This is a genomic window from Tenacibaculum sp. IMCC1 (genome assembly GCF_054906355.1).
Genome location: NZ_CM142818.1, coordinates 3,109,319 through 3,134,965 on the forward strand (window position 1 = coordinate 3,109,319; position 25,647 = coordinate 3,134,965).

The window sequence follows — 25,647 nt, forward strand, 5'->3', positions numbered from 1 at the left end:
AAACAATTATTTCTATTCGTTATTGTAACTAGTTATTTTTTGTACAGTTGTTGTTTAAATTCAATTATTTCAGATATATATATTTCGTTTAGAAACTCATTGTAAACATCATCTCTTTTGTAATGTATATTGCTTTCTGCTTTCAAAATACTCTCTTTTGCTTTTTCAAATAGCCCTAGTTTTTGGTAGGCTTTAGCCATTCCAAAATAGGATTCGGGAATATTTTCCGACTGTTTTAAACTTCGTTTGAATTCGATAATTGATTTTTTGTAGTTGCCTAATTCATATTCGGAAAGTCCGAGGTATACAAATGAGTGAACATCAGCCCAATCTTCTTTTTGATTTTTAATGCTACGATTAAATGTTTCAATTGCCTTTTGATAGTGCTTTTTACCGAAATAACATTCTCCTCGTAAAAAGTCGATATCTTCTCCCCAAGGTGCATCTACGAAGTTAGGTGTTAAACTGTCAAGTCGGTCAAAATCCTCAAGAGCTTTGTCAAAGTCTCGCATTTTTCTTAACCTTATCCAACCTCTATATCCTAAATGTAATTTTGGATCAAGGTTAACAGCTTTATTTAGATATTCAAAACCTTTCTCAAAATCTCCAGCTTTGTTATAAGCTACTGAACGTTCCTTCCAAGCATCGCTGTTTTCTTTGTCATATTCAATAGCTTTTTCGTACTGGTGAGATTCTATCATTAATTTTGATTTTTCCTTGTGCGATTTTGTTTTCCACCAAATTGTAACTCCAATTATTACCAAAAGGGTTATGAAACCTAAACTGATAAATAGGTGTTTAAAAAATTTCTTCAATTTTTCCATCTTTAATTTTTAACCTAATAAGGTTATATGTTTTATATTCTTTATCTCTTTTCCAGTTAGTTAGTTTGTACGCAATTTCTTCAAGTATCTTTATTAACTTTCCATCATTAAATTCAGTGCTTTTATAATTTTCGTCAATTTGGAATGTTTCGATAGTACAAATTTTTCCTGTTTTCGAGATATTTAACCTCAATGTTATAAATCCTTTTTTGGGCTCAATTTCGGTTTCGGATAATTGAATTTTCTCAAAGGCTTTTCTTAAAACTGGGTTTTCTCCTTCAATTCTACTGTTTGTTCCATTCCACCAGTAAGGCACAATCTTATCATTACAATCATTCTTTTCTTGTGAAAATAATTGAATCGAAACCAGCAGTAGTATTTTAAGGATAAGAAATTTTTTCATTTGTATTCAATGTTTTGCTAGGGTAGTTTGGTTAAAAATAGGTGAAAGCAAGTAATTACTGATAGCCATTGTTGGTGTTAGTGTTTTTCCTTATGTAAAAATTGTTAATTACAAACCCAATTGCTGCGGCAAATAAAGAAATTACCATTCCAATTACCATAGCATTTAGAAATTCAATACGATTGCTCAAGTTTTGATTTTTTAACTCAATTATTTTTTCTTGGTTTATAAGTTCTTGTTTTAATAATTCAATTTGTTGGTTGGTATTTCTAAGTGCTAAAGTTTTTTCAGGATTATCTAATATTCCACTCTCTATATTTTTCAATCTTTTATTGATTGTCGTAAATGTTTTTGTTGAATCAACTATAAATAATGTATCGACAACTGTATTTCGATTTTTTATTCTCTTTAGCTTATTTATTTGACTTTCTAGACTATCTATTTTCATTAAAATCATAGCACTAACTAAAGTAGGTTTTGAAGCCCCACTTTTAAAATTGGTAGAGATATAAAAAGCTAGTATGGATGTAAGGATTCCAAGAATAAGACTTATTAAAGTGAGAAGGGAGGTTCTTTTTGAAGACTCTCTTTTTCTTTCTATATTCTCTAAATTCTTTTCTTCAATTTCTTTTGACTCTATTTTTTCCTCAATTTTTTTCTTAGCAGATAAAGTTTCAAATTCTGGAAATTCATCTTTTGAAATAGAAACCCAATCTTCTTCTCCGTAGACTAATATTTGAAATGTATCTTCACCAATTGGATAAACTAAGTAAGTAGGGATTCCTTCTGATTTTAGTGCTTTTGCATAAAGGTCAGTTTGAACTTTTACTGAGTTTTTTATCTGTGGGTTTATTTGATTTTTGAATTCAACTTGTCCTATGTAGTTTCCAATCCGAACGTCTAATAATAATAAATCAACTTCTACTCTTCTAGTATTTATGTTATAGGCAGGAGTTTGCTTTAACAAACTTGTTTTAGGAAATCCTTTTTCCTCTTCTAAAAATTTGTAAAATGATTCAGCAAGTTTGTTATTTTCCATAGAGGTTTTTTATATTAATTCGAATTTGTTTATATACGTAATAAAATTACTTATATATTCCTTTTACGGTAGGGTATACGGAACTTTTAGCAATTTTATTAACACTCTCAAATATAAAAAAAGTAAGATAAAAAAGTGTAACTTTTTTATCGGGTCGACACCCCAAGCCTAATCGGGTCGACACCCCAAGCCTAATCGGGTCGACACTCCTTGCCTAAGGGGAGTGACACTCCCTCGGTAAGGGGAACGATGCTCCCCGCCTAAGGGGAGTGTCATTCACTGCCTAAGGGGAGCAACTTCAAACAAGTAAAAAGGTAAAATATTCGTATTGTGTAGAAAAATGTTTGTTAGGTGCTGTGAAGTATAAAGAAGTCATTTAAAAAAATAAATACACCCCAAAGAGGAGTGTATTTAAGTGTAAAGTTTTATAAACAGTTAACTTAATAGCTAACAAAAGCACAGGTGCTCTTGTTTGTTTCAATTTGTATTGTAAGTGAGAGTCGCGTAATTGTTTTTATACTAAAGACTCTGCTTTAAAACCTTTACTTTTTACAATAGCAATTATTTCATCCGCAGTAATTCCTTTAGAACTTATGGTAAGAACTTTATCATCAAAATTAGTATCTACATTCCAATGGCAAATACCTTCAGCATTGTCTAAATCAGCTTGTACTTTTGATACACATCCTCCGCAGTTAAGGTTTGTTTTGAATTTTAACTCTTTATTATTTTCCATTATATTAAAAATTTATTTGTTATTTAATACTGCAAATTTCAGCACAACACCGTTGTTTGTTGTTGTACAATTTTAAGATTGATTTGTGAGATTTACAGATTTACCTTCTAAGTCATATTTATAACGTTCCGACACTTGCTAGTGCCGAAACACTTGTTATTTTTTCCACTTTAATCGTAAGCTATTGCTAACCACACTAACACTACTCATAGCCATAGCTGCACCGGCAATCATAGGGTTTAATAAGAAACCATTAAATGGATATAAAATACCAGCTGCAATAGGAATACCAATAAGGTTGTAAATAAATGCCCAAAATAGGTTTTGTTTAATGGTAGCCACCGTTTGTTTTGATAGTTTTATGGCTTGCGGTATTTTACTTAGGTCAGATGATATAATGGTCATTTTAGCAACATCCATCGCAATATCACTACCTTTTCCCATGGCAATACTTACATCGGCAGTAGCTAGGGCAGTACTGTCGTTAATACCATCACCCACCATAGCAACGGTTTTTCCTTGTTGCTGTAACTCTTTTACAAAATCGGCTTTATGTTGTGGTAATACTTCGGCTTTGTAATGTTGAATACCTGTTTCTTCAGCAATAGATTTTGCGGTAGCTTCGTTGTCACCTGTAAGCATGTATAATTCAATATCCATAGCCTGTAACTCTTTAATAGCTTGTACTGAGGTTTCTTTTATTTTGTCTGAAATGGCAAGTACAGAAAGTGCTTCTTTATTATTAGCAAACCAAATAACTGTTTTAGCCTGTTTGTTCCATTCGTCTGCCTGTTTTAAAAGTTCTTCCGCTATGGTAACTTTATTTTCTACTAATAATTTCTTATTACCAACAAAAAAGATTTCTCCATTATAATCAGCCTTAGCACCTTTACCTGTAATACTGTCGAAATTTGTTAGTGGGGTAGTGGCAGTATCTCCTAAAAACTTTACAATTGCTTCTGCTAATGGGTGTTCAGATTTTTTCTCAATACTTAAAAGAATGTTCTTAGCAGTGTCATTATTCTGTAACCAAGATATACCAGTAACCTCTGGTTTTCCTTCGGTAATAGTTCCTGTTTTGTCTAAAATAATAGCATTTACTTTTTTAGCAGATTCAAGGCTTTCAGCATCTTTAATTAAAATACCTTTTTCGGCACCTTTACCAACGCCCACCATAATAGCGGTAGGAGTGGCAAGACCTAAAGCACAAGGACATGCAATAACCAATACGGTGATAGCAGCTAATAATCCTTGAACCACTCCGTTATCTCCACCTAAAATAAACCATATAATAAATGTAATAACAGCAATACTCATAACTACAGGTACGAAAATACCTGCAATTTTATCAACCAATTTCTGTACAGGAGCTTTACTGCCTTGTGCATCTTGTACCATTTTAATAATTTGAGCCAACATGGTTTCTTTTCCAACCTTAACGGCTTTGAATTGAAAACTTCCTTTTTGATTGATGGTTCCTGCAAACACTTTTTCATTTTCTTCTTTTAGTACCGGAACAGGTTCACCACTTAACATGCTTTCATCTACATACGAGCTTCCTGTGGTAACCATACCGTCTACCGCAATTTTTTCTCCTGGTTTAACAAGAATAGTATCATTTACGTTCACTTCTTCAATAGGGGTTTGTTTTTCCATTCCGTCAGGTTGTATCACAACCACAGTTTTAGGTTGTAAGCCCATCAATTTTTTAATGGCAGATGAGGTGTTTCCTTTGGCTTTTTCTTCTAATAGTTTTCCTAACAGAATAAATGCGATGATAACTGAAGCTGCCTCAAAATATACATGTGCTTCTAATCCTCTAGATTCCCAAAACTTAGGAAACAACATGTTGAATACACTAAAAATATACGCTATACCTGTACTTAAAGCAACCAAAGTGTCCATGTTTGCAGAACGATGTTTGGCTTGCTTCCATGCATTGATAAAAAAGTCTTTACCAAACCATAATAATACGGGGGTAGAGAAGGCCCACATAATAGGGTTGGCGTAAGGCATGTTCATAAAAAACATACCAATAATAACCACGGGTAATGAGAGTATTACCGACCACATGGTTTTGGTTTTTAGTTGCTTGAACTTCTTTTCATGAATAGCTTCGAGGGTTTCTTGTTGTTTGGTTTCATCTTCAATTAACAAATCATAACCCGCACCTTGTACTGCTTTTTGCAGTTTTGTAGCATTGGTCATGTTTGGAAGATATTCTACCGTTAAATTTCCACTAGCAAAATTTACCGAAGCATTTACTACACCTGGTTCGTAGCTAACAATACTTTCGGCACTTCCTGCACAAGAGGCGCAAGTCATACCTAATACTGGAAATACTTTTTTAACAGTGGTTACACCGTAGCCCAAATCTTTTATAGCAGTAACGGCGTTCGCAAGAACTTCTTCGTTAGTAACCGTAATAGCAGCTCTTTGGTTGTTTAGTTCTACTTTATGGGTTTCAATTCCATCAACCTTTGCTAACCCTTTTTCAACGATTAAAGCACAGTGTTCACTTTCCACACCTTCTAGAGGTAGGTAAATGATATCTTTATTGTTATTTGTTGCCATTTTTTTACTGTATTAATTGTACAATACAAAGTTGGCATTAAGTTAGAGAAAATTTATTGTGGAATTTTGGAATTGATTTATAAGATTTACACCTCGTCTAATGGTTTTCTTCTGTCTTTACGGATTTTTTTAAAGTGACTCGGCGTTAATCCTGTAACTTTTTTAAACTGATTGCTTAAATATGCCACGCTTGAATAGTGTAAACGGAAAGCAATTTCACTTAAGGATAATTCATCGTAAACAAGTAGTTCTTTTACCTTTTCTATTTTTTGAGCAATAAAATACTTTTCTATAGTAGTACCTTCTACTTCAGAAAAAAGGTTGGATAAGTAATTATAATCATGATGAAGCTCGTTGCTTAACAAATCAGATAAGTTAACTTTTGTCTCACTGTCTTGATGATGTACTAAATTGATGATTAAGTTTTTAATCTTTTCAATAATGCGACTTTTTTTATCATCAATAATCTCGAAGCCTAAATCAAGTAAAACCTTGTCTAGATGTTCTTTTTCATCTGAAGTAAGTTCTTTTGCTAGTATAACCTCACCCAATTTAATGCTTTTTACACCCAGACCTAATTTGTCTAATTCATTTTGAATGACAAGGATACAGCGATTGCAAACCATGTTTTTAATAGTGAGCGTCATAGTATTTTTATTATAGTTTGTTAGGTTTACAAAGATAAGGATAAGTGCTTGCTATGAATCAAAAATTATTCCAATCTTATAACTATAAACACTACGATAGTATTGCTAAGGTAGGAGATAAAAAAATCCCGAGTATTTTTTACTCGGGATTTTTGTTTTATTAATCCTCGTCTATTTCAGTACGAGTTTCAGTAGGTTTTTCACCTTTTTCTATTTTAATAATGAGTTTTTGCTCAGGCTCATTTAAGTCCATAAAGATAGCGTCACCTTCATCTAGTTTAGAGTTAACAATTTCTTCAGCTAGTGCATCTTCAATATACTTCTGAATGGCTCTTTTTAATGGACGAGCTCCGTATTGTTTATCAAAACCTTTATCAGCAATATAATCTTTAGCCTTATCGCTTAACGTAAGCTTATAACCTAAATCATCAATACGTTTTAGTAATTTATCTAATTCAATATCAATAATTTTATGAATGTTTTCACGTTCAAGAGAGTTAAAAATTACAATATCATCAATACGATTTAAAAATTCTGGAGCAAAAGATTTCTTTAAAGCACCTTCAATAATACTTTTGGCATGGGCGTCTTCTTGTTCTTTTTTAGAAGAAGTTCCGAAACCAACACCACCACCAAAATCTTTTAGTTTACGAACTCCAATATTTGAAGTCATGATAATAATGGTGTTTCTAAAATCTATTTTTCGACCTAAACTATCAGTTATATGCCCGTCATCTAAGACTTGTAGCAGCATATTAAATACATCAGGGTGTGCTTTCTCAATCTCATCTAATAAGATTACAGAATAAGGTTTACGACGTACTTTTTCAGTTAATTGTCCACCTTCTTCGTAACCAACATATCCTGGGGGCGCACCTATTAAACGAGAAATAGCAAACTTCTCCATGTACTCACTCATATCAATTCTAATTAAAGAATCGTCAGAGTCAAATAACTCACGAGCTAATACTTTTGCTAACTGTGTTTTACCTACACCCGTTGAACCTAGAAAGATAAAAGAACCAATTGGTTTGTTAGGGTCTTTTAACCCAACACGGTTACGCTGTATAGCTTTTACTACTTTGGTAACAGCTTCATCTTGACCAATTACTTTACCTTTTATTAATTGAGGTAATTCTGCTAAACGACTACTTTCTGCTTCGGCAACACGATTTACAGGAATTCCTGTCATCATCGATACTACTTCAGCTACATTATCTTCAGTAACAGTTTCTCTATGTAGTTTAGAATCTTCTTCCCATTGCTGTTGTGCAGACTCTAAAGCTGTTTCTATATTTTTTTCGTCATCACGAAGCTTTGCAGCTTCTTCGTACTTTTGTCCGCTTACCGCTTTAGTTTTGCGTCCTCTAATTTCTTCTAGTTTCGCTTCTAATTCTAAAATTTGTTGCGGAACTACAATGTTTGTAATATGAATTCTCGATCCAGCTTCATCTAAAGCATCAATAGCTTTATCTGGTAAAAAGCGATCAGTCATATAACGGTTGGTTAATTTTACACAGGCTTCAATAGCTTCATCAGTAAAAGAAACATGATGATGCGATTCGTATTTACCTTTGATATTGTGTAGAATTTGTATGGTTTCTTCTACGGTAGTAGGATCTACAATTACTTTTTGAAAACGACGCTCTAAAGCACCGTCTTTTTCAATATTTGTTCTGTATTCATCTAAAGTAGTTGCACCAATACATTGAATTTCTCCTCTGGCTAAAGCAGGTTTTAACATATTAGAAGCATCTAACGAACCAGTAGCTCCACCAGCACCTACGATGGTGTGAATTTCATCAATAAAAAGAATAATATCATCGTTCTTTTCAAGCTCATTCATTAAAGCTTTCATGCGTTCTTCAAACTGACCTCTGTATTTTGTACCAGCAACTAAGCTAGCTAAGTCAAGAGAAACGATGCGTTTGTCGAATAGAATTCGTGATACTTTTCTATCTACAATACGTAAAGCTAATCCTTCTGCAATAGCAGATTTACCAACACCTGGCTCTCCAATAAGCATTGGGTTATTCTTTTTTCGTCTACTTAAAATCTGAGAAACACGCTCAATTTCTTTTAAACGACCTACAACAGGATCTAACTTTCCTGAAACAGCTAAGGCTGTTAAATCACGCCCAAAGTTATCTAAAACAGGAGTTTTAGATTTTTTAACTTGCTTTCCTTTTTGAGGTTGTTGCCCGTAAGGGTTTGATTTTTCGTCAGCAAATTCATCATCAGAAGGTGTTTCCCCTATAGGAGAAATAAACGAGTCATCATCTACGTGTAGTTCTTTGTACAAGTTTTTAGCCTGCTCATAGTCTACATCATACTTTTGAAGTAATTTAGTAGTAGGATCATTTTCGTTACGCAAAATACATAGTAACAAATGTGCAGTATCTATTGCATTGCTTTGGTATAGTTTAGCTTCTAAAAAGGTTGTTTTTATAGCTTTTTCTGCTTGTCTGGTAAGGTGTAAACTCTTTCTTTGAGGGCTTGAAAAAGATGGGGTTGTCGGATTTAGTTTTTCTAGTTTATTACGCACTAAATCTAAATCAACATCAAAAGTTGTTAATATTTCAATGGCTTTTCCATCACCTTTTCTAATCAAACCCAACAAAAGATGTTCTGTTCCAATAAAGTCATGACCTAGTCTTAAGGCTTCTTCTTTACTGAAAGTAATTACATCTCTAACCTGTGGTGAAAAATTATCGTCCATATATTTATTTTCTATCTCTGTAAAGTTAGTAAGTTTTTTTCTTAAAAATTACAAAAAAGATGCCAATAGTTTTTAACTGACATTCTGACGAGTAAATTAAGAAATTATTGTTTAATATAACATATAAAATTGTTAATAAATAAACGTAAAACAGTTAGTATATTTTTTGTGTAAAACTGAGGGTTGTAGTATCTTGCAATGTTTTAGAAAATGCGGAGAACTAGAAAGCATTTTAAAAAGTGGGTTTTATCAAGTGTAAAATTCACTTTTTTGACGAAAATAAATACTAATATTTTAAAAGAAAATATATGACAGATGGCGAAAAGTTGATTCCTATCAACATTGAAGAGCAAATGAAGTCAGCATACATCGATTATTCAATGTCGGTGATAGTATCGAGAGCATTACCAGATGTAAGAGATGGTTTAAAACCAGTGCATAGAAGAGTTTTGTTTGGTATGCATGAATTAGGAATTAAATCCACAGGAGCATATAAAAAATCTGCAAGAGTTGTAGGAGAGGTATTAGGTAAATATCACCCACACGGAGACACCTCGGTTTACGATTCTATGGTACGTATGGCTCAAGATTGGAGTGTACGTTATATGATGGTTGATGGGCAAGGAAACTTCGGTTCTGTTGATGGAGATAGCCCTGCAGCGATGCGTTATACAGAGGTGCGCATGCAGAAAATATCAGAAGAGATGTTATCTGATATAGAAAAAGATACTGTAGATCATAAATTAAACTTTGATGATACGTTACAAGAACCAACAGTACTTCCTACACGTATTCCTAACTTATTAGTAAATGGAGCTTCTGGTATTGCAGTAGGAATGGCAACAAACATGGCACCGCATAACTTAACAGAAGTTATTAACGGTACTGTAGCATATATTGATAATCGCGACATTGAAATTGATGAGTTAATGCAACACATCAAAGCGCCAGATTTTCCAACAGGAGGGATTATTTATGGTTATGATGGAGTAAGAGACGCTTTCCATACAGGTCGTGGACGTATTGTAATGCGTGCTAAAGCAACTATTGAAGAAGTTAAGGGACGTGAATGTATAGTTGTTACTGAAATTCCTTACCAAGTTAACAAAGCAGAAATGATTAAGAAAACTGCTGACTTGGTTAATGAAAAGAAACTGGAAGGTATTGCAAGCATTCGTGATGAATCTGACCGTAAAGGAATGCGTATTGTTTATATATTAAAACGAGATGCAATTCCTAATATCGTTTTAAATAAACTATTTAAATACACACAATTACAAACATCATTTAGTGTAAATAATATAGCTTTAGTTAAAGGGCGTCCTGAACAGTTAAACTTAAAAGAGTTAATCCATTATTTTGTAGAGCATAGACATGAAGTAATTGTTCGTAGAACTGAGTTTGAATTAAAGAAAGCAGAAGCACGTGCACATATTTTAGAAGGATTAATTATTGCTTCTGATAATATTGATGAGGTAATTTCTATTATTAGAGGTTCTTCTAACGCAGATGAAGCACGTGAAAAATTGATAGAGCGTTTTGAATTAACAGAAATTCAAGCACGTGCTATTGTTGAAATGCGTTTACGTCAGTTAACAGGACTAGAACAAGATAAGTTACGAGCAGAGTATGATGAAATTATTAAGACTATTGCCGATTTAAAAGATATTCTTGCAAATGAGCCGAGACGTTATCAAATAATCAAAGACGAACTATTATATATCAAAGAGAAATATGGTGATGATCGTCGTTCTGTAATTGAGTATGCAGGAGGAGATATGCGAATCGAAGATATGATTCCTAACTCTAAAGTTGTTGTTACTATTTCTCATGCAGGTTACGTAAAGCGTACAAATTTAGATGAATACAAGGTTCAGAATAGAGGAGGGCGTGGACAAAAAGGTGCAACTACTCGTAATGAAGATTTTTTAGAACATTTATTCGTAGGTACTAACCATCAATATATGTTATTCTTTACTCAAAAAGGAAAAGTATTCTGGATGCGTGTATATGAAGTTCCAGAAGGAGGAAAGAATACAAAAGGTAGAGCAATTCAAAACTTAATAAATATCGAGCAAGACGATAAGGTAAAAGCGTTCTTAGTAACAGGTGATTTAAAAGATGAGGATTATATCAATAATCATTATGTTATTATGGCAACAAAACGAGGTCAGGTTAAGAAGACGCCTTTAGAACAATATTCTCGTCCAAGAGCTAATGGTATTAACGCAATAACTATTAAAGAAGGTGATGAGTTACTAGAGGCGAAGTTAACTACTGGAGATAGCCAAGTAATGCTAGCACTTAAATCGGGGAAAGCAATTCGTTTTGAAGAAGCTAAAACACGTCCAATGGGAAGAACAGCTTCGGGAGTTCGTGGTATTACATTATCGCATGAAAATGATGAGGTAATTGGTATGGTTGCTGTTAATGATATGGAAAGTAATATCTTAGTTGTTTCAGAAAAAGGATATGGAAAGCGTTCTAAATTAGAAGATTACCGTATAACGAATCGTGGAGGTAAAGGAGTTAAAACGTTGAATATATCAGAAAAAACTGGTAATTTAGTCGCTATCAAGAATGTAGATGATTCAAACGACTTAATGATTATCAACAAATCAGGACTAACAATTAGAATGGCAGTAGAAGATTTACGTGTTATGGGTAGAGCAACTCAAGGAGTTAAACTGATTAACATTAAAGATAATGATGATATTGCTGCTGTAGCAAAAGTAATGCATGAAAAAGATGAAGAAGAAGATGGCATGGAAATTGAAAATGAAACAAATGATAGTCAAGAACAACAATAAATAAATCATAACAAAAATGAAAAAACAAATCTTAGCCCTTTCTTTAGGATTAATGTCGTTAGGGGCATTTGCTCAAAAATCAGAACTTAAAGCTGCTGAGAAAGCTATAAAAAAACAAGATTTTACAACAGCATTAAATACTTTAAATGCTATTGAAGGATCTTTAATGATGAACGGAGAAGATAAATATAAATCTAAATTTTATTTCTTAAAAGGTAAAGCATTAGCTGCAAAAAAAGATTACAAGAATGCTGGTGAAGCTTTCAATGCTTTAATAGCAATGAAAGAAAACAAGTATACAGATGAAGCTAAGCCTATCTTAAATCAGATGATTCAAGAAGTTTCTAAAAAAGCGGTTGATTTATATAATAATAAAAAGGATTATAAAAATGCAGCTGAAGACTTCTATTTGACATATGTGTTAAGTCCTACAGATACATCTTTTGCTTATAATGCTGCAGTTGCTGCTACTCAAGCTAAAGATTATGATAAAGCGATTGAGTACTATAGAGAATTACAAAAAATAGGTTACACAGGTATTGAAAAGCAATATGTAGCTACAGATAAAACTACAGGGAAAGTTGAAAGTTTTGGAAATGACAAGGCAAGAAGAGACTTAATGGTAAAAACAGGAAACTATGTAAAACCAGACGTAAAATCCTCAGAGTCAAAATCAGCAACAATTGTTAAAAATGTAGCTTTAATTTTAAAAGAGCAAGGAAAAACAGATGAGGCTATTGCAGCTTTTAAAGATGCTCGTGCTTCTAATCCAAAAGATTTAAATTTAATTTTAAACGAAGCTCAACTATATGTTGACATGGGTAAAATGGATAAGTTTGGAGAATTGATGAATGAAGCTGTAGCTTTAGACCCTGAAAACCCAACATTATATTATAATTTAGGTGTTGTAAATTTCAATGAAGGTAGAATGGATGATGCGAAGAAGTATTACACGAAGGCAGTTGAGTTAAAACCTGATTATGCAGATGCTTATATGAATTTAGCAGTAGTAGTTTTAGATAAAGAAAAAGCTATTGTAGAAGAAATGAATAAAAACTTATCAAATTTTAAAAAATATGATGAGTTAGCAGCTAAACAAAAAGAAGTTTATAAGGAAGCAATCCCATTTTTAGAAAAAGCAGATAGTTTAAATAGAAATGTAGATACTGTAAAAACTTTAATGAATTTATATGAGGTGTTAGAAATGAGTAATAAAGCGGCTGAATATAGAGACTTATATAAATCAATGCAATAGTAGTAGAAAAATTAGTTATAAAAAAAACCGAAATTTTAGAATTTCGGTTTTTTTTATAACTAATTTATAAGGTAATCTGTAAAACTATTTATTCAACTAAACGCTTAATTACTCTAAGTTTGTGTGTGTGTTGATGTGTATCAATATTATAAATACCGCTATGATCCAACTTGTCAATACGAACTTTTCCATGAGCGTGTATAATGTTGTAATCATTCATAATAATCCCAACATGGGTAATAATACCTTCTTCATTATCAAAAAAAGCTAAATCACCAGGCTCACTTTCCTCAATAAAACTCAAAACTTCACCTTGAGTTGCTTGTTCCTTTGCATCACGTAGAAGGTTGTATCCACATAATTTATATACTGTTTGAGTAAACCCAGAACAATCAATGCCAAAAGGCGATTTACCTCCCCATAAATAAGGAACATTTAAGAATAAGAAAGCGGTTTCTACAATTGCAGATTTTGCTAGTTTACTATTGCATACTTTGCCCTCATATAAAAATGAGGAATTATTAATGTTAATTTTATTGTCTTTAAATAAAGGAAGTCGAGCTCCCATAGGAATAGTAGTTAAATTACTATTATTATCAGTAATAAAATCAATTAATTCACCGGCATAGTGTTTTTTTTCTTTTAATAAAAGACTGTGTACCTCTACTGAAATTTCTTCATATTGTTTATTGTCAACATATCCTTGATAACCATCAAAAGCTAACCGTATTTTACTCCATTTTTTAGTTTTTTCTAAAACTTCAAAGTGCTCACCAAAAACAACTTGATTTACCATTTCTGAAGCATCAGAAGGCTCTGATCGAAGAGGTACAATACTTAAATTACAAATTCCGAAAGACATCTACTGGTTGGGGCTTTTAAAAAAATTATACTCTTTCAATAACCATTGCACTAGCACCACCACCACCGTTACAAATACCGGCAGCACCAATTTTAGCGTTATTTTGTTTTAAAATTGAAGTTAAAGCAATAATAATTCTAGCTCCAGAAACTCCTAATGGATGTCCTAATGAAACGGCACCACCATTAACATTTACTTTATCAGCAGATAACCCTAAGATTTTCATATTTGCTAATCCAACTACAGAGAATGCTTCGTTTAATTCAAAATAATCAACATCATCAATAGATACTCCAGCTTTAGCTAAAGCTTTAGGTAATGCTTTTGCAGGAGCTGTTGTAAACCATTTTGGTTCATGAGCAGCATCAGCATATCCTTTAATTTTTGCTAATGGAGTTAAGCCTAATTCAGCAGCTTTATCAGCAGACATTAATACTAAAGCAGCTCCACCATCATTAATAGTTGATGCATTAGCAGCAGTTACTGTACCCTCTTTCGTAAATGCAGGACGTAAAGCAGGTATTTTTTCCATTTTTACATTCTTGTATTCTTCATCTTCAGAAAAGATAATAGGCTCACCACGACGTTGAGGTATTTCAACAGGAACAACCTCATCTGCAAATTTTCCTTCGCTCCACGCTTTAGCAGAACGGTTATATGATTCAATTGCAAAAGCATCTTGATCCTCTCTTGAAAATTTATATTCAACAGCACATTCATCAGCACAAACTCCCATAGCTACTTGTTCGTAAGCATCCACTAATCCATCTTTCTGCATTCCATCTTCCATTTTAATAGGTCCAAATTTTGAACCTGTTCTGGCGTGTTGGTAATGAGGAATCATACTCATGTTTTCCATACCTCCAGCTACAACTATTTCGGCATCACCTAAAGCGATAGTTTGTGCAGCTAACATTATAGACTTCATTCCTGACGAACAAACTTTATTTACAGTAGTACAAGGCACAGTATCTGGTATTCCTGCAAAGATTGCCGCTTGACGAGCTGGAGCTTGTCCTAAACCTGCCGAAACAACATTACCCATAAAAACTTCTTCAACCATTTCTGGTTTTAGGTTAATTTTATCTAAAGCTCCTTTAATGGCTATAGCACCTAATTTAGGTGCAGGGGTAGTTGATAATGTTCCTAAAAAACTACCAATTGGAGTTCTTGCAACCGATACTATTACTACTTCTTTCATGTGCTATTATTTGTTAATTTTTTATTTATCCCAATAACCAAAAGTGACTAAAATAATAAAGCTGTTAAGTGCTTAATAATTATTTTCTGCTATTAATTTCATGTATTGGGTGAATTGTATTAAGATTTGTTTTGCGAAAATAACCATTTTATGCCAAGTACTCAAATAATAGAGAAAGGTTATATTTACATTTTATAAAGATCAAAAATGAACGACTTAATTAACAAACTGTACAAAAATAATACTGTAATTTACAAAGCATTATTGTTTTTGATCACGGTAATTGCTATAGTATATTTATTTCCTAAAGGGGGACAGTTTAAGTACGATTTTAGACAAGGAAAACCTTGGCAATATGACAATTTATATGCTCCTTTTGATTTTGCTATTCAAAAAACTACAGAAGAAATAGAAGAGGAAAAAAACGAACTTAAAAATAGTTCAAAAAAATATTTTGTAGTTGATACATCGATTAAAGAAGAGGTAACTCATTCATTTACGAACCAAGTTAAGAGTATTGACTCATTATCAACAAACGTAATTAGAGACTTAATTAGACAAGGAGAGAAGCTTATAAATAAAATTTACGTATATGGTTTTTTAGATGACGCAAGCATTGATAAAGCAGATAGAGAAGACGTGATTGTTTTACGTAAAGGAAACTCCATTGATGATGTTCTGTTTTCAAGGTTAGTACAATCAAAAGATATTTTAAGCTTTTTAAGAACAAATACAGAGGGACTTCAGTACTATAAACAACGCCTGTTAATAAACTATTTGTCAAATAATTTGCGCCCTAACGTAACCTATGATTATAAATACAGTGAAAAGGAGTTAAATGAACGTTTTCAAGGTATTTCTTATGCTAAAGGAAAGGTTTCAAAAGGAGAATTAATTATTTTAAAAGGAGACATTGTTGAAGGAAGGAAATATAATGTCTTAAAGTCGTATGAAGTAGCGTCAAGCTCTAGAATTTGGACAAAATCTAATTATTATTGGATTGTATTCGGATACACAATTTTAGTAGCCTTGGCATTGTTAATGTTATTATTATTTTTAGAAAGATATAGGTTTGAGACTTTTAATGATAACAATAAAGTAACCTTTATTTTCTTCAATATCTTTTTAATGATTTTTGTACAAACTATGGTGGTAAAATACAATTCTGGTTATTTGTACGTAGTTCCGTTAAGTATTTTACCAATTGTACTAAAAGCTTTTTTTGATGCCAGATTAGGTTTATTTACTCATGTACTTACCGTATTGTTGTTAGGATTTATTGTACCCAATAGTTTTGAGTTTATTTACTTACACATTATTGCAGGGATTGTAACTATATTAACGGTTTCTGAACTGTATAAAAGAGCAAGTTTATTTATGTCTATTGGACAAATTACACTAATTTACATGGTTACTTATTTTGCCTTTTCTATTCTAAAAGAAGGGAATGCAGATAAGATAAATTGGATGTACTTTGGGTTATTTGCAGCAAATGGATTGTTGTCGTTCTTAGCAGTGTTTTTTATCTATTTTTATGAAAAGCTTTTCGGATTGGTTTCTGATGTAACATTATTAGAGCTTTCTAATACAAATTCAAAACTATTAAGAGATTTAAATGAAAAAGCTCCAGGAACGTTCCAACATTCAATGCAGGTAGCTAATTTAGCTGAAGCAGCAGCGAATGAAATAGGAGCGAACTCTATGTTAGTAAGAACAGGAGCTTTGTATCATGATATTGGTAAAATGGTAAAACCAATGTATTTTACCGAAAATCAATCCACGGGAGTTAATCCACATAATGATTTATTACCAGTAGATAGTGCACGTATTATTTTAGATCATGTAATTAATGGAATAGAAATAGCAAAAAAATATAAACTACCGGATAGAATTATAGACTTTATTCGTACACACCATGGAACAAGCGTTACCTATTACTTTTATAAACAAGAACAAGAAAATAATCCAGATGTTGATATTCAGAAGTTTCAATACCAAGGTCCAATTCCGTTTTCAAAAGAAACAGCTATTTTAATGATGTGTGATGCAGCAGAAGCTGCTTCTAAAAGTTTAAAAAATCCGACAGCACAATCGATAGATGTATTAATTGATAGAATTATAGACAAGCAAAAAAACGATAATCAGTTCATAAATTCAGATATTACTTTTAGAGAGATAGAAAAAATTAAAAAAATTATAAAGAATAAGTTAATGAATATCTATCACTTACGTGTTGAGTATCCAGAATAGGTAATTTTTTTAGTGAAAAAATTTGTAGAAACGTATATATAGTTATACATTTGCACTCGCAATTTTTAATTCACGTTTCGACAAGAATTAAGGAGAGGTGGCAGAGTGGTAATGCAGCAGCCTGCTAAGCTGTCATCCTTCGGGATGCCCGGGTTCGAATCCCGGTCTCTCCGCAAAAAGTTGTAGATGACACTAATCGGGGTGTAGCGTAGCCCGGTCATCGCGCCTGCTTTGGGAGCAGGAGGTCGCAGGTTCGAATCCTGCCACCCCGACAAACAATGGTCGCGTAGCTCAGCTGGATAGAGCATCTGCCTTCTAAGCAGACGGTCACAGGTTCGAATCCTGTCGCGATCACAATAAGCCTTACTAGTTTTAGTAAGGCTTTTTTGTTGTTTAATACTTCTATTTTTATAATTATCAAACTACTTAAAAGTTCAATTATTTCTTAAGGGAAATTTACCTGATAATTAAAAAGAGTAAAAGTAATATTTACCTAAATTATTTTTTTTTATTAAATTGTAAGAGGTTAGAGTATTGTAAATCAGTTTACTTTAAGTGTTTTTTTACAGGTGTCACCTTTTAACTATTAATACAGTGCTAGTAAAAGCATTTAATCATACTTAAGAAAAAATAAAGTCAATTTAATAAAATATTATACATGATAATCAAGAAGTCCCACCCAAACAAAGTAAATAATGAAAAAATTAGCTACCCTCGTACTTTTAGTTTTAAGCACAGCTACTATTGCTCAAGTAGGCATTGGAACCTTAACACCTAGTCTATCTGCTCAGTTAGATATTAAATCAGATTCCAGAGGCTTATTAATACCTAGATTAAATATTAATGATTTAAGTACATCATTACCAGTAAATAATAATACAATTAAAGAAAGTTTATTAGTTTATAACACTAATAAAAATTCTGGAAAAGGATTTTATTATTGGAATGGAGTGCTATGGGAACAATTAGTAGATATAACCACGGTCTCAAACCTGATTACTACACAAGTAGATAATCAACAAATAGAAAAATTCTTCTTAAATAGCTCTAATATTCTTACTCTTGAGTTGGAAAATGCAAGTTCTAAATCAGTCGATTTATCATCTCTTTTGCAAGAGAATGAGTTATTAACTGGTATAGGATCACCTATTAATAACTCTGTAGATCCTGTTACAGGAGTTTTATATGTAGATACTAATTCCGGAGATGTTTATAGCTCTGATGGTAGTTTATGGAGTTCAGTTGCATCGTCAGGACCAGACGGAAAATCTGCGTATCAAGTTTGGTTAGATGCAGGAAACAGTGGAACCGAAGCCGACTTTATCACTTCATTAAAAGGAGATACCGGAGCTGCGGGAACGAATGGAACGAACGGAGTAGACGGAAAATCAGCCTATCAAGTTTGGTTAGATGCAGGAAACAGTGGTACCGAAGCCGATTTTATCACTTCATTAAAAGGAGACACTGGAGCTGCAGGAACCAATGGAGTAGACGGGAAATCTGCGTATCAAGTTTGGTTGGATGCTGGAAACAGTGGAACCGAAGCCGACTTTATCCTTTCTTTAAAAGGAGATACTGGAGCTGCAGGAACGAATGGAGTAGACGGGAAATCCGCGTATCAAGTTTGGTTAGATGCTGGAAACAGTGGAACCGAAGCCGACTTTATCCTTTCTTTAAAAGGAGATACCGGAGCTGCGGGAACGAATGGAGTAGACGGAAAATCAGCCTATCAAGTTTGGTTAGACGCTGGAAACAGTGGAACTGAAGCTGACTTTATCCTTTCTTTAAAAGGAGATACAGGAGCCGCAGGAACGAATGGAACGAATGGAACGAATGGAGTAGACGGAAAATCAGCGTATCAAGTTTGGTTAGACGCTGGAAACAGTGGAACTGAAGCCGACTTTATCACTTCATTAAAAGGAGACACTGGAGCTGCGGGAACGAATGGAACCAACGGAGTAGACGGAAAATCTGCGTATCAAGTTTGGTTGGATGCTGGAAACAGTGGTACCGAAGCCGACTTTATTACTTCATTAAAAGGAGACACTGGGGTTGCAGGAACGAATGGAACCAATGGATCAGACGGAAAATCAGCCTATCAAGTTTGGTTGGATGCAGGAAACAGTGGAACCGAAGCCGACTTTATCACTTCATTAAAAGGAGACACTGGAGCTGCGGGAACGAATGGAGTAGACGGAAAATCTGCGTATCAAGTTTGGTTAGACGCTGGAAACAGTGGAACTGAAGCCGACTTTATCACTTCATTAAAAGGAGACACTGGAGCTGCGGGAACGAATGGAGTAGACGGAAAATCTGCGTATCAAGTTTGGTTAGACGCTGGAAACAGCGGAACTGAAGCCGACTTTATCACTTCATTAAAAGGAGATACAGGAGCTGCGGGAACGAATGGAGTAGACGGAAAATCTGCGTATCAAGTTTGGTTAGATGCTGGAAACAGTGGAACTGAAGCTGACTTTATCCTTTCTTTAAAAGGAGATACAGGAGCCGCAGGAACGAATGGAACGAATGGAGTAGACGGAAAATCTGCGTATCAAGTTTGGTTAGACGCTGGAAACAGTGGAACTGAAGCCGACTTTATCACTTCATTAAAAGGAGACACTGGAGCTGCGGGAACGAATGGAACCAACGGAGTAGACGGAAAATCTGCGTATCAAGTTTGGTTGGATGCTGGAAACAGTGGTACCGAAGCCGACTTTATTACTTCATTAAAAGGAGACACTGGGGTTGCAGGAACGAATGGAACCAATGGATCAGACGGAAAATCAGCCTATCAAGTTTGGTTGGATGCTGGAAACAGTGGTACCGAAGCCGACTTTATCACTTCATTAAAAGGAGATACCGGAGCTGCTGGAACGAATGGAACCAATGGGACAGACGGAAAATCTGCGTATCAAGTTTGGTTGGATGCTGGAAACAGTGGAACCGAAGCCGACTTTATCACTTCATTAAAAGGAGACACTGGAGCTGCGGGAACGAATGGAGTAGACGGAAAATCTGCGTATCAAGTTTGGTTAGATGCAGGAAACAGTGGAACCGAAGCCGACTTTATCACTTCATTAAAAGGAGATACCGGAGCTGCGGGAACGAATGGAACGAACGGAGTAGACGGAAAATCAGCCTATCAAGTTTGGTTAGATGCAGGAAACAGTGGTACCGAAGCCGATTTTATCACTTCATTAAAAGGAGACACTGGAGCTGCAGGAACCAATGGAGTAGACGGGAAATCTGCGTATCAAGTTTGGTTGGATGCTGGAAACAGTGGAACCGAAGCCGACTTTATCCTTTCTTTAAAAGGAGATACTGGAGCTGCAGGAACGAATGGAGTAGACGGGAAATCCGCGTATCAAGTTTGGTTAGATGCTGGAAACAGTGGAACCGAAGCCGACTTTATCCTTTCTTTAAAAGGAGATACCGGAGCTGCGGGAACGAATGGAGTAGACGGAAAATCAGCCTATCAAGTTTGGTTAGACGCTGGAAACAGTGGAACTGAAGCTGACTTTATCCTTTCTTTAAAAGGAGATACAGGAGCCGCAGGAACGAATGGAACGAATGGAACGAATGGAGTAGACGGAAAATCAGCGTATCAAGTTTGGTTAGACGCTGGAAACAGTGGAACTGAAGCCGACTTTATCACTTCATTAAAAGGAGACACTGGAGCTGCGGAACGAATGGAACCAACGGAGTAGACGGAAAATCTGCGTATCAAGTTTGGTTGGATGCTGGAAACAGTGGTACCGAAGCCGACTTTATTACTTCATTAAAAGGAGACACTGGGGTTGCAGGAACGAATGGAACCAATGGATCAGACGGAAAATCAGCCTATCAAGTTTGGTTGGATGCAGGAAACAGTGGAACCGAAGCCGACTTTATCACTTCATTAAAAGGAGACACTGGAGCTGCGGGAACGAATGGAGTAGACGGAAAATCTGCGTATCAAGTTTGGTTAGACGCTGGAAACAGTGGAACTGAAGCCGACTTTATCACTTCATTAAAAGGAGACACTGGAGCTGCGGGAACGAATGGAGTAGACGGAAAATCTGCGTATCAAGTTTGGTTAGACGCTGGAAACAGCGGAACTGAAGCCGACTTTATCACTTCATTAAAAGGAGATACAGGAGCTGCGGGAACGAATGGAGTAGACGGAAAATCTGCGTATCAAGTTGGTTAGATGCTGGAAACAGTGGAACTGAAGCTGACTTTATCCTTTCTTTAAAAGGAGATACAGGAGCCGCAGGAACGAATGGAACGAATGGAGTAGACGGAAAATCTGCGTATCAAGTTTGGTTAGACGCTGGAAACAGTGGAACTGAAGCCGACTTTATCACTTCATTAAAAGGAGACACTGGAGCTGCGGGAACGAATGGAACCAACGGAGTAGACGGAAAATCTGCGTATCAAGTTTGGTTGGATGCTGGAAACAGTGGTACCGAAGCCGACTTTATTACTTCATTAAAAGGAGACACTGGGGTTGCAGGAACGAATGGAACCAATGGATCAGACGGAAAATCAGCCTATCAAGTTTGGTTGGATGCTGGAAACAGTGGTACCGAAGCCGACTTTATCACTTCATTAAAAGGAGATACCGGAGCTGCTGGAACGAATGGAACCAATGGGACAGACGGAAAATCTGCGTATCAAGTTTGGTTGGATGCTGGAAACAGTGGAACCGAAGCCGACTTTATCACTTCATTAAAAGGAGACACTGGAGCTGCGGGAACGAATGGAGTAGACGGAAAATCCGCCTATCAAGTTTGGTTGGATGCTGGAAACAGTGGAACCGAAGCCGACTTTATCACTTCATTAAAAGGAGATACAGGAGCTGCGGGAACGAATGGAACGAACGGAGTAGACGGAAAATCAGCCTATCAAGTTTGGTTAGATGCTGGAAACAGTGGAACTGAAACCGACTTTATCACTTCATTAAAAGGAGATACCGGAGCTGCGGGAACGAATGGAACCAATGGGGCAGACGGAAAATCAGCGTATCAAGTTTGGTTAGATGCAGGAAACAGTGGAACCGAAGCCGACTTTATCACTTCATTAAAAGGAGACACTGGAGCTGCGGGAACGAATGGAACCAATGGGGCAAACGGAAAATCAGCGTATCAAGTTTGGTTGGACGCTGGAAACAGTGGAACCGAAGCCGACTTTATCACATCATTAAAAGGAGACACTGGAGCTGCGGGAACGAATGGAACCAATGGGGCAAACGGAAAATCAGCGTATCAAGTTTGGTTGGACGCTGGAAACAGTGGAACCGAAGCCGACTTTATCACATCATTAAAAGGAGACACTGGAGCTGCAGGAACGAATGGAGTAGACGGAAAATCTGCGTATCAAGTTTGGTTAGACGCTGGAAACAGTGGAACTGAAGCTGACTTTATCACTTCATTAAAAGGAGATACAGGAGCTGCAGGACAGGATACTACTTTATCAGGGGTGGGAAACCCTAATGGAACAGTTACAGGTGTTGCTGGTCAAGTTTATACGGATACAGCTTCAGGAATATTATATAAAACTAGTGATGGAATAACATGGAGTGTTGTAAATTCAGACACGCAAGATTTAAGTTTAAGTGGGAATACCATTAGTTTAGTAAACGGAGGAACTGTAGATATAGGAGCTTCTTCTTTAGCAGGAAATGTAGCAGGAAATAATACTTTAGCAACAACAAATCAAACAAATATTGCAAACATTAATTCTTACTTAGCAAGATTAAATAGTATAAGAGTTGTTAAGAACCCTACCAGCACCACAACTATTACTAATTCAGATGGTACAGTAATTATTGAACAAACAGGATTACTAAATCTCGGGTTAGGTGAAGATATAACAATACCAACTCCCAATAGTAGTAACCTAGGAAATAAATTGGTGATTGTAAACAGAGCAGGTAATGGCTTATTAATAGGACTTTCAGTAGCTTTAAATTTAAATATAATAGGAGGTGGCTCTATAAAAGGGTCTGGATTAAGCTCATTAGGTATATCCTTGTTAGGAATTAACTCTTCTATAACAATACAATGTGGTTTTGATGGAACCAATTACTATTGGTATAAAATTGATAGTACTTCTTTATAATAAGTTGATAATTATGAAAGAAAAAATAATATCATCAATAATTATGTGCTTTGTTATGGCTGTTAAAGCTCAAGTAACAAGTATTGGATCTCTTTATGTTTCTGAAAATACATTGGTAAGTATTCATGAAGATGTACTTATAAATGATTATGGAGCAATTACAAACGATGGCGATTTGTACTTGTTTAAAAACTTTACAAATAATGGAAAGTTTAAGTTTTCTAATAACAAAATAACTGGGTTTACAAGTTTTGTAGGTAATGAAAATCAAGCTATTTCAGGTAGAGGAACCTCTAGTTTTATGTTTGTAGAATTCAATAATGAATTAGAGGGATTAGTTTTTAATTTAGGTAAAGAAATAGAAATAGTAGGAACTACATTTTTTGAAAACGGTATTTTGAAAGTTGAAGAAAATGGGATAGTTACTTATTTAAATGGAGCAACGAACATGGGGGTAAGTAATAAAAGCTATGTGAATAATAAAGCACAAAAAATAGGAAACGAAAGCTTTACTTTTCCTGTAGGAGACTATCAGTCAAAAACTTTTATACCAAGAACGGTAACTATTTCTGCTCCTTCAGATCCAACTACAAAATTTTATGTCTGTTTTAATTGGGAAAAGGCAAACATTAATTTCGATAAAAAAGAAGAAGATATTGGTTTAATAGACATGAATGAGTTTTGGGAAATTCAAAACAAATCTAATAATGAGTTGATAAACTTAACTTTAACATGGAGTAATGTAACTACATCAGAAGATATTTATTCAGATCCAAGTAAAATAATGATAGTACGATGGAACGGAGAGAAATGGATAAGAGAAAGAAAAAATATTAGCATAAATGTTTCAGATAAAAGTATAACTGCCAGGGTTTCTGGTTACGGCATTTTTACATTGGCTTGTGAAGAAAAAAGAGGAACAATTGATCCTGTTATAGATTTTTCTACTTCTAACTCTTTTTCTCCCAATGACGATGGTGTTAATGATGAATTTGTAATCCCCGATTTAGCAGAGAAATACCCTAAATTTAAGATGAAAATATACAATAGGTATGGAAATGTAGTATATAATTATAGTAACAATAATGAGTTGAATCCAGTTTGGTGGAATGGAAAGTCACAAGGTAAATTAACATTAACTGGAGATACAGAAGTCATGCCAGCTGCAACTTATTGGTATGTAATAGATTTTAATGACGGAAAAACAAAGCCTTACCAAGGTTGGCTGTATTTAAATAAATAGCTATATGAAAAAGAAAGCATATGTAATACTACTCATTTTATTAATAAACATAAGTAGTAAAGGTTTAGCTCAGCAAGATCCTCAATACACTCAATATATTTATAATATGGCAGTTATTAATCCTGCCTATGCAGGTAGTAAAGAAGGAATAAGTTTAGGGCTATTGGCACGGTCACAATGGGTAGGTGTTAGTGGAGCTCCAAAGACATTTAGTGGATTTGTACATAGTTCTGTAAGTAGAAAAGTAGGGTTGGGGTTATCTTTACTTCATGATAAAATAGGTCCCGTAAGTGAAACACATGCTTATGCCGATTTTTCTTTTACTATTAAAGTATCAGAGAAAGCCAAGTTAGCTTTTGGGTTAAAAGGAGGAGCAACTTTTCAACAAATAGGACTGTTAACATTAAATCAAGTAGAATCGAATGATCCTAAGTTTAATCAGAACAGTAACAAAACACATCCTAATTTTGGAGTGGGAGCATTCTATTACCAAGAAAAATTTTATGTAGGAATTTCTATACCTAATTTACTAGAAACATTACATTTTGAAAGATCGAACGGGAAAATAACTAAAGCATCCGAAAAGATGCACAGTTTTTTAACAGCAGGATATGTGGTGGATTTAAAGAATAACTTTCAGTTAAAACCATCAACATTAGTTAAGTACGCAGATTCGACCCCTTTGTCATTGGACTTATCATTAAATCTATTGTGGAATAATAAAGTGGAATTCGGAGTATCTCATAGGTTAGATGATTCATGGAGTGGAATAGTTAATTTTAAAATAAAGAAAAATCTACAAATAGGTTATGCATATGATCATACTATATCTAACTTAGGAGAATTTAGTTCAGGGTCGCACGAGTTTTTACTATTATTCGATTTTAAATTAAGAGAAGATACTTATAAAAAACCAAGATTTTTTTAAGTTTAAGAAGACTTTTTATCTTAAGCTTAATTTTAGAAAGCTATAAAAACTGTT

Annotated in this window: 17 protein-coding genes and 3 tRNA genes; 11 read left to right on the forward strand and 9 right to left on the reverse strand. The window is 34.5% G+C overall.

The genetic code is table 11. The annotated features are described in order from the left end of the window. Positions 1 to 32: 32 nt before the first annotated feature. From ACXIHB_RS14530 to ACXIHB_RS14560, 7 genes are all read right to left on the reverse strand, one after another. Positions 33 to 701, reverse strand: a complete 669-nt coding sequence (locus ACXIHB_RS14530; RefSeq protein WP_462098520.1) for a tetratricopeptide repeat protein — start codon at positions 699 to 701, stop codon at positions 33 to 35. Between the two features lie 97 nt (positions 702 to 798). Then, complete coding sequence (locus ACXIHB_RS14535) at positions 799 to 1,227, reverse strand: hypothetical protein (protein ID WP_462098521.1); 429 nt, start codon at positions 1,225 to 1,227, stop codon at positions 799 to 801. A 55-nt stretch (positions 1,228 to 1,282) separates the two neighbouring features. Continuing rightward, the gene (locus tag ACXIHB_RS14540; protein ID WP_462098522.1) at positions 1,283 to 2,266 is read right to left on the reverse strand and encodes a hypothetical protein; all 984 of its coding nucleotides are present in this window, start codon (positions 2,264 to 2,266) and stop codon (positions 1,283 to 1,285) included. Between the two features lie 514 nt (positions 2,267 to 2,780). Further along, the gene (locus ACXIHB_RS14545; protein WP_281980364.1) at positions 2,781 to 3,002 is read right to left on the reverse strand and encodes a heavy-metal-associated domain-containing protein; all 222 of its coding nucleotides are present in this window, start codon (positions 3,000 to 3,002) and stop codon (positions 2,781 to 2,783) included. 156 nt (positions 3,003 to 3,158) lie between these two features. Further along, the gene (locus ACXIHB_RS14550) at positions 3,159 to 5,576 is read right to left on the reverse strand and encodes a heavy metal translocating P-type ATPase (protein ID WP_462098523.1); all 2,418 of its coding nucleotides are present in this window, start codon (positions 5,574 to 5,576) and stop codon (positions 3,159 to 3,161) included. Positions 5,577 to 5,662: 86 nt separating this feature from the next. Then, a complete protein-coding gene (locus tag ACXIHB_RS14555; RefSeq protein ID WP_437822883.1) occupies positions 5,663 to 6,223 on the reverse strand; it encodes a helix-turn-helix domain-containing protein in 561 nt (186 codons plus the stop codon). 160 nt (positions 6,224 to 6,383) lie between these two features. Further along, the gene (locus ACXIHB_RS14560) at positions 6,384 to 8,942 is read right to left on the reverse strand and encodes an ATP-dependent Clp protease ATP-binding subunit (protein WP_047789771.1); all 2,559 of its coding nucleotides are present in this window, start codon (positions 8,940 to 8,942) and stop codon (positions 6,384 to 6,386) included. A gap of 308 nt (positions 8,943 to 9,250) precedes the next feature. Here ACXIHB_RS14560 and gyrA point away from each other — a divergent pair, with 308 nt between their 5' ends. Both gyrA and ACXIHB_RS14570 read left to right on the forward strand, forming a co-directional pair. After that, entirely contained in the window at positions 9,251 to 11,752 is a 2,502-nt protein-coding gene (gene gyrA, locus ACXIHB_RS14565; protein WP_047789770.1) for a DNA gyrase subunit A, read from the forward strand. A gap of 16 nt (positions 11,753 to 11,768) precedes the next feature. Beyond that, on the forward strand, positions 11,769 to 13,007 hold the full coding sequence (locus ACXIHB_RS14570; protein WP_047789769.1) for a tetratricopeptide repeat protein: 1,239 nt from the start codon (positions 11,769 to 11,771) through the stop codon (positions 13,005 to 13,007). Positions 13,008 to 13,095: 88 nt separating this feature from the next. Here ACXIHB_RS14570 and ACXIHB_RS14575 read toward each other — a convergent pair whose 3' ends face one another. Both ACXIHB_RS14575 and ACXIHB_RS14580 read right to left on the reverse strand, forming a co-directional pair. After that, a complete protein-coding gene (locus tag ACXIHB_RS14575) occupies positions 13,096 to 13,869 on the reverse strand; it encodes a C40 family peptidase (protein WP_073181379.1) in 774 nt (257 codons plus the stop codon). Between the two features lie 25 nt (positions 13,870 to 13,894). Continuing rightward, on the reverse strand, positions 13,895 to 15,070 hold the full coding sequence (locus tag ACXIHB_RS14580) for an acetyl-CoA C-acyltransferase (protein WP_462098524.1): 1,176 nt from the start codon (positions 15,068 to 15,070) through the stop codon (positions 13,895 to 13,897). Between the two features lie 207 nt (positions 15,071 to 15,277). Here ACXIHB_RS14580 and ACXIHB_RS14585 point away from each other — a divergent pair, with 207 nt between their 5' ends. The 9 genes from ACXIHB_RS14585 (at position 15,278) to ACXIHB_RS14625 (ending at position 25,593) form a co-directional block, all read left to right on the forward strand. Continuing rightward, positions 15,278 to 17,320 carry an HD family phosphohydrolase gene (locus ACXIHB_RS14585; RefSeq protein ID WP_462098525.1) on the forward strand — a complete coding sequence of 681 codons (2,043 nt, stop codon included), beginning with the start codon at positions 15,278 to 15,280 and terminating at the stop codon, positions 17,318 to 17,320. A gap of 91 nt (positions 17,321 to 17,411) precedes the next feature. Continuing rightward, positions 17,412 to 17,493: transfer RNA gene (locus ACXIHB_RS14590), tRNA-Ser, on the forward strand. A gap of 24 nt (positions 17,494 to 17,517) precedes the next feature. Further along, positions 17,518 to 17,592, forward strand: a tRNA-Pro gene (locus ACXIHB_RS14595). A gap of 8 nt (positions 17,593 to 17,600) precedes the next feature. After that, positions 17,601 to 17,674 (forward strand) — tRNA-Arg (locus tag ACXIHB_RS14600). A gap of 341 nt (positions 17,675 to 18,015) precedes the next feature. Then, positions 18,016 to 21,027, forward strand: a complete 3,012-nt coding sequence (locus ACXIHB_RS14605) for a beta strand repeat-containing protein (protein WP_462098526.1) — start codon at positions 18,016 to 18,018, stop codon at positions 21,025 to 21,027. 26 nt (positions 21,028 to 21,053) lie between these two features. Next, positions 21,054 to 21,509: a hypothetical protein gene (locus tag ACXIHB_RS14610; RefSeq protein ID WP_462098527.1), complete on the forward strand. Its 456-nt coding sequence runs from the start codon at positions 21,054 to 21,056 to the stop codon at positions 21,507 to 21,509. A gap of 236 nt (positions 21,510 to 21,745) precedes the next feature. Then, positions 21,746 to 23,422, forward strand: coding sequence for a beta strand repeat-containing protein (locus ACXIHB_RS14615; protein WP_462098528.1), 1,677 nt, complete (start codon positions 21,746 to 21,748; stop codon positions 23,420 to 23,422). 13 nt (positions 23,423 to 23,435) lie between these two features. Continuing rightward, positions 23,436 to 24,665, forward strand: a complete 1,230-nt coding sequence (locus ACXIHB_RS14620) for a T9SS type B sorting domain-containing protein (RefSeq protein WP_462098529.1) — start codon at positions 23,436 to 23,438, stop codon at positions 24,663 to 24,665. Between the two features lie 4 nt (positions 24,666 to 24,669). Continuing rightward, on the forward strand, positions 24,670 to 25,593 hold the full coding sequence (locus tag ACXIHB_RS14625; RefSeq protein ID WP_462098530.1) for a PorP/SprF family type IX secretion system membrane protein: 924 nt from the start codon (positions 24,670 to 24,672) through the stop codon (positions 25,591 to 25,593). Positions 25,594 to 25,647: the final 54 nt, after the last annotated feature.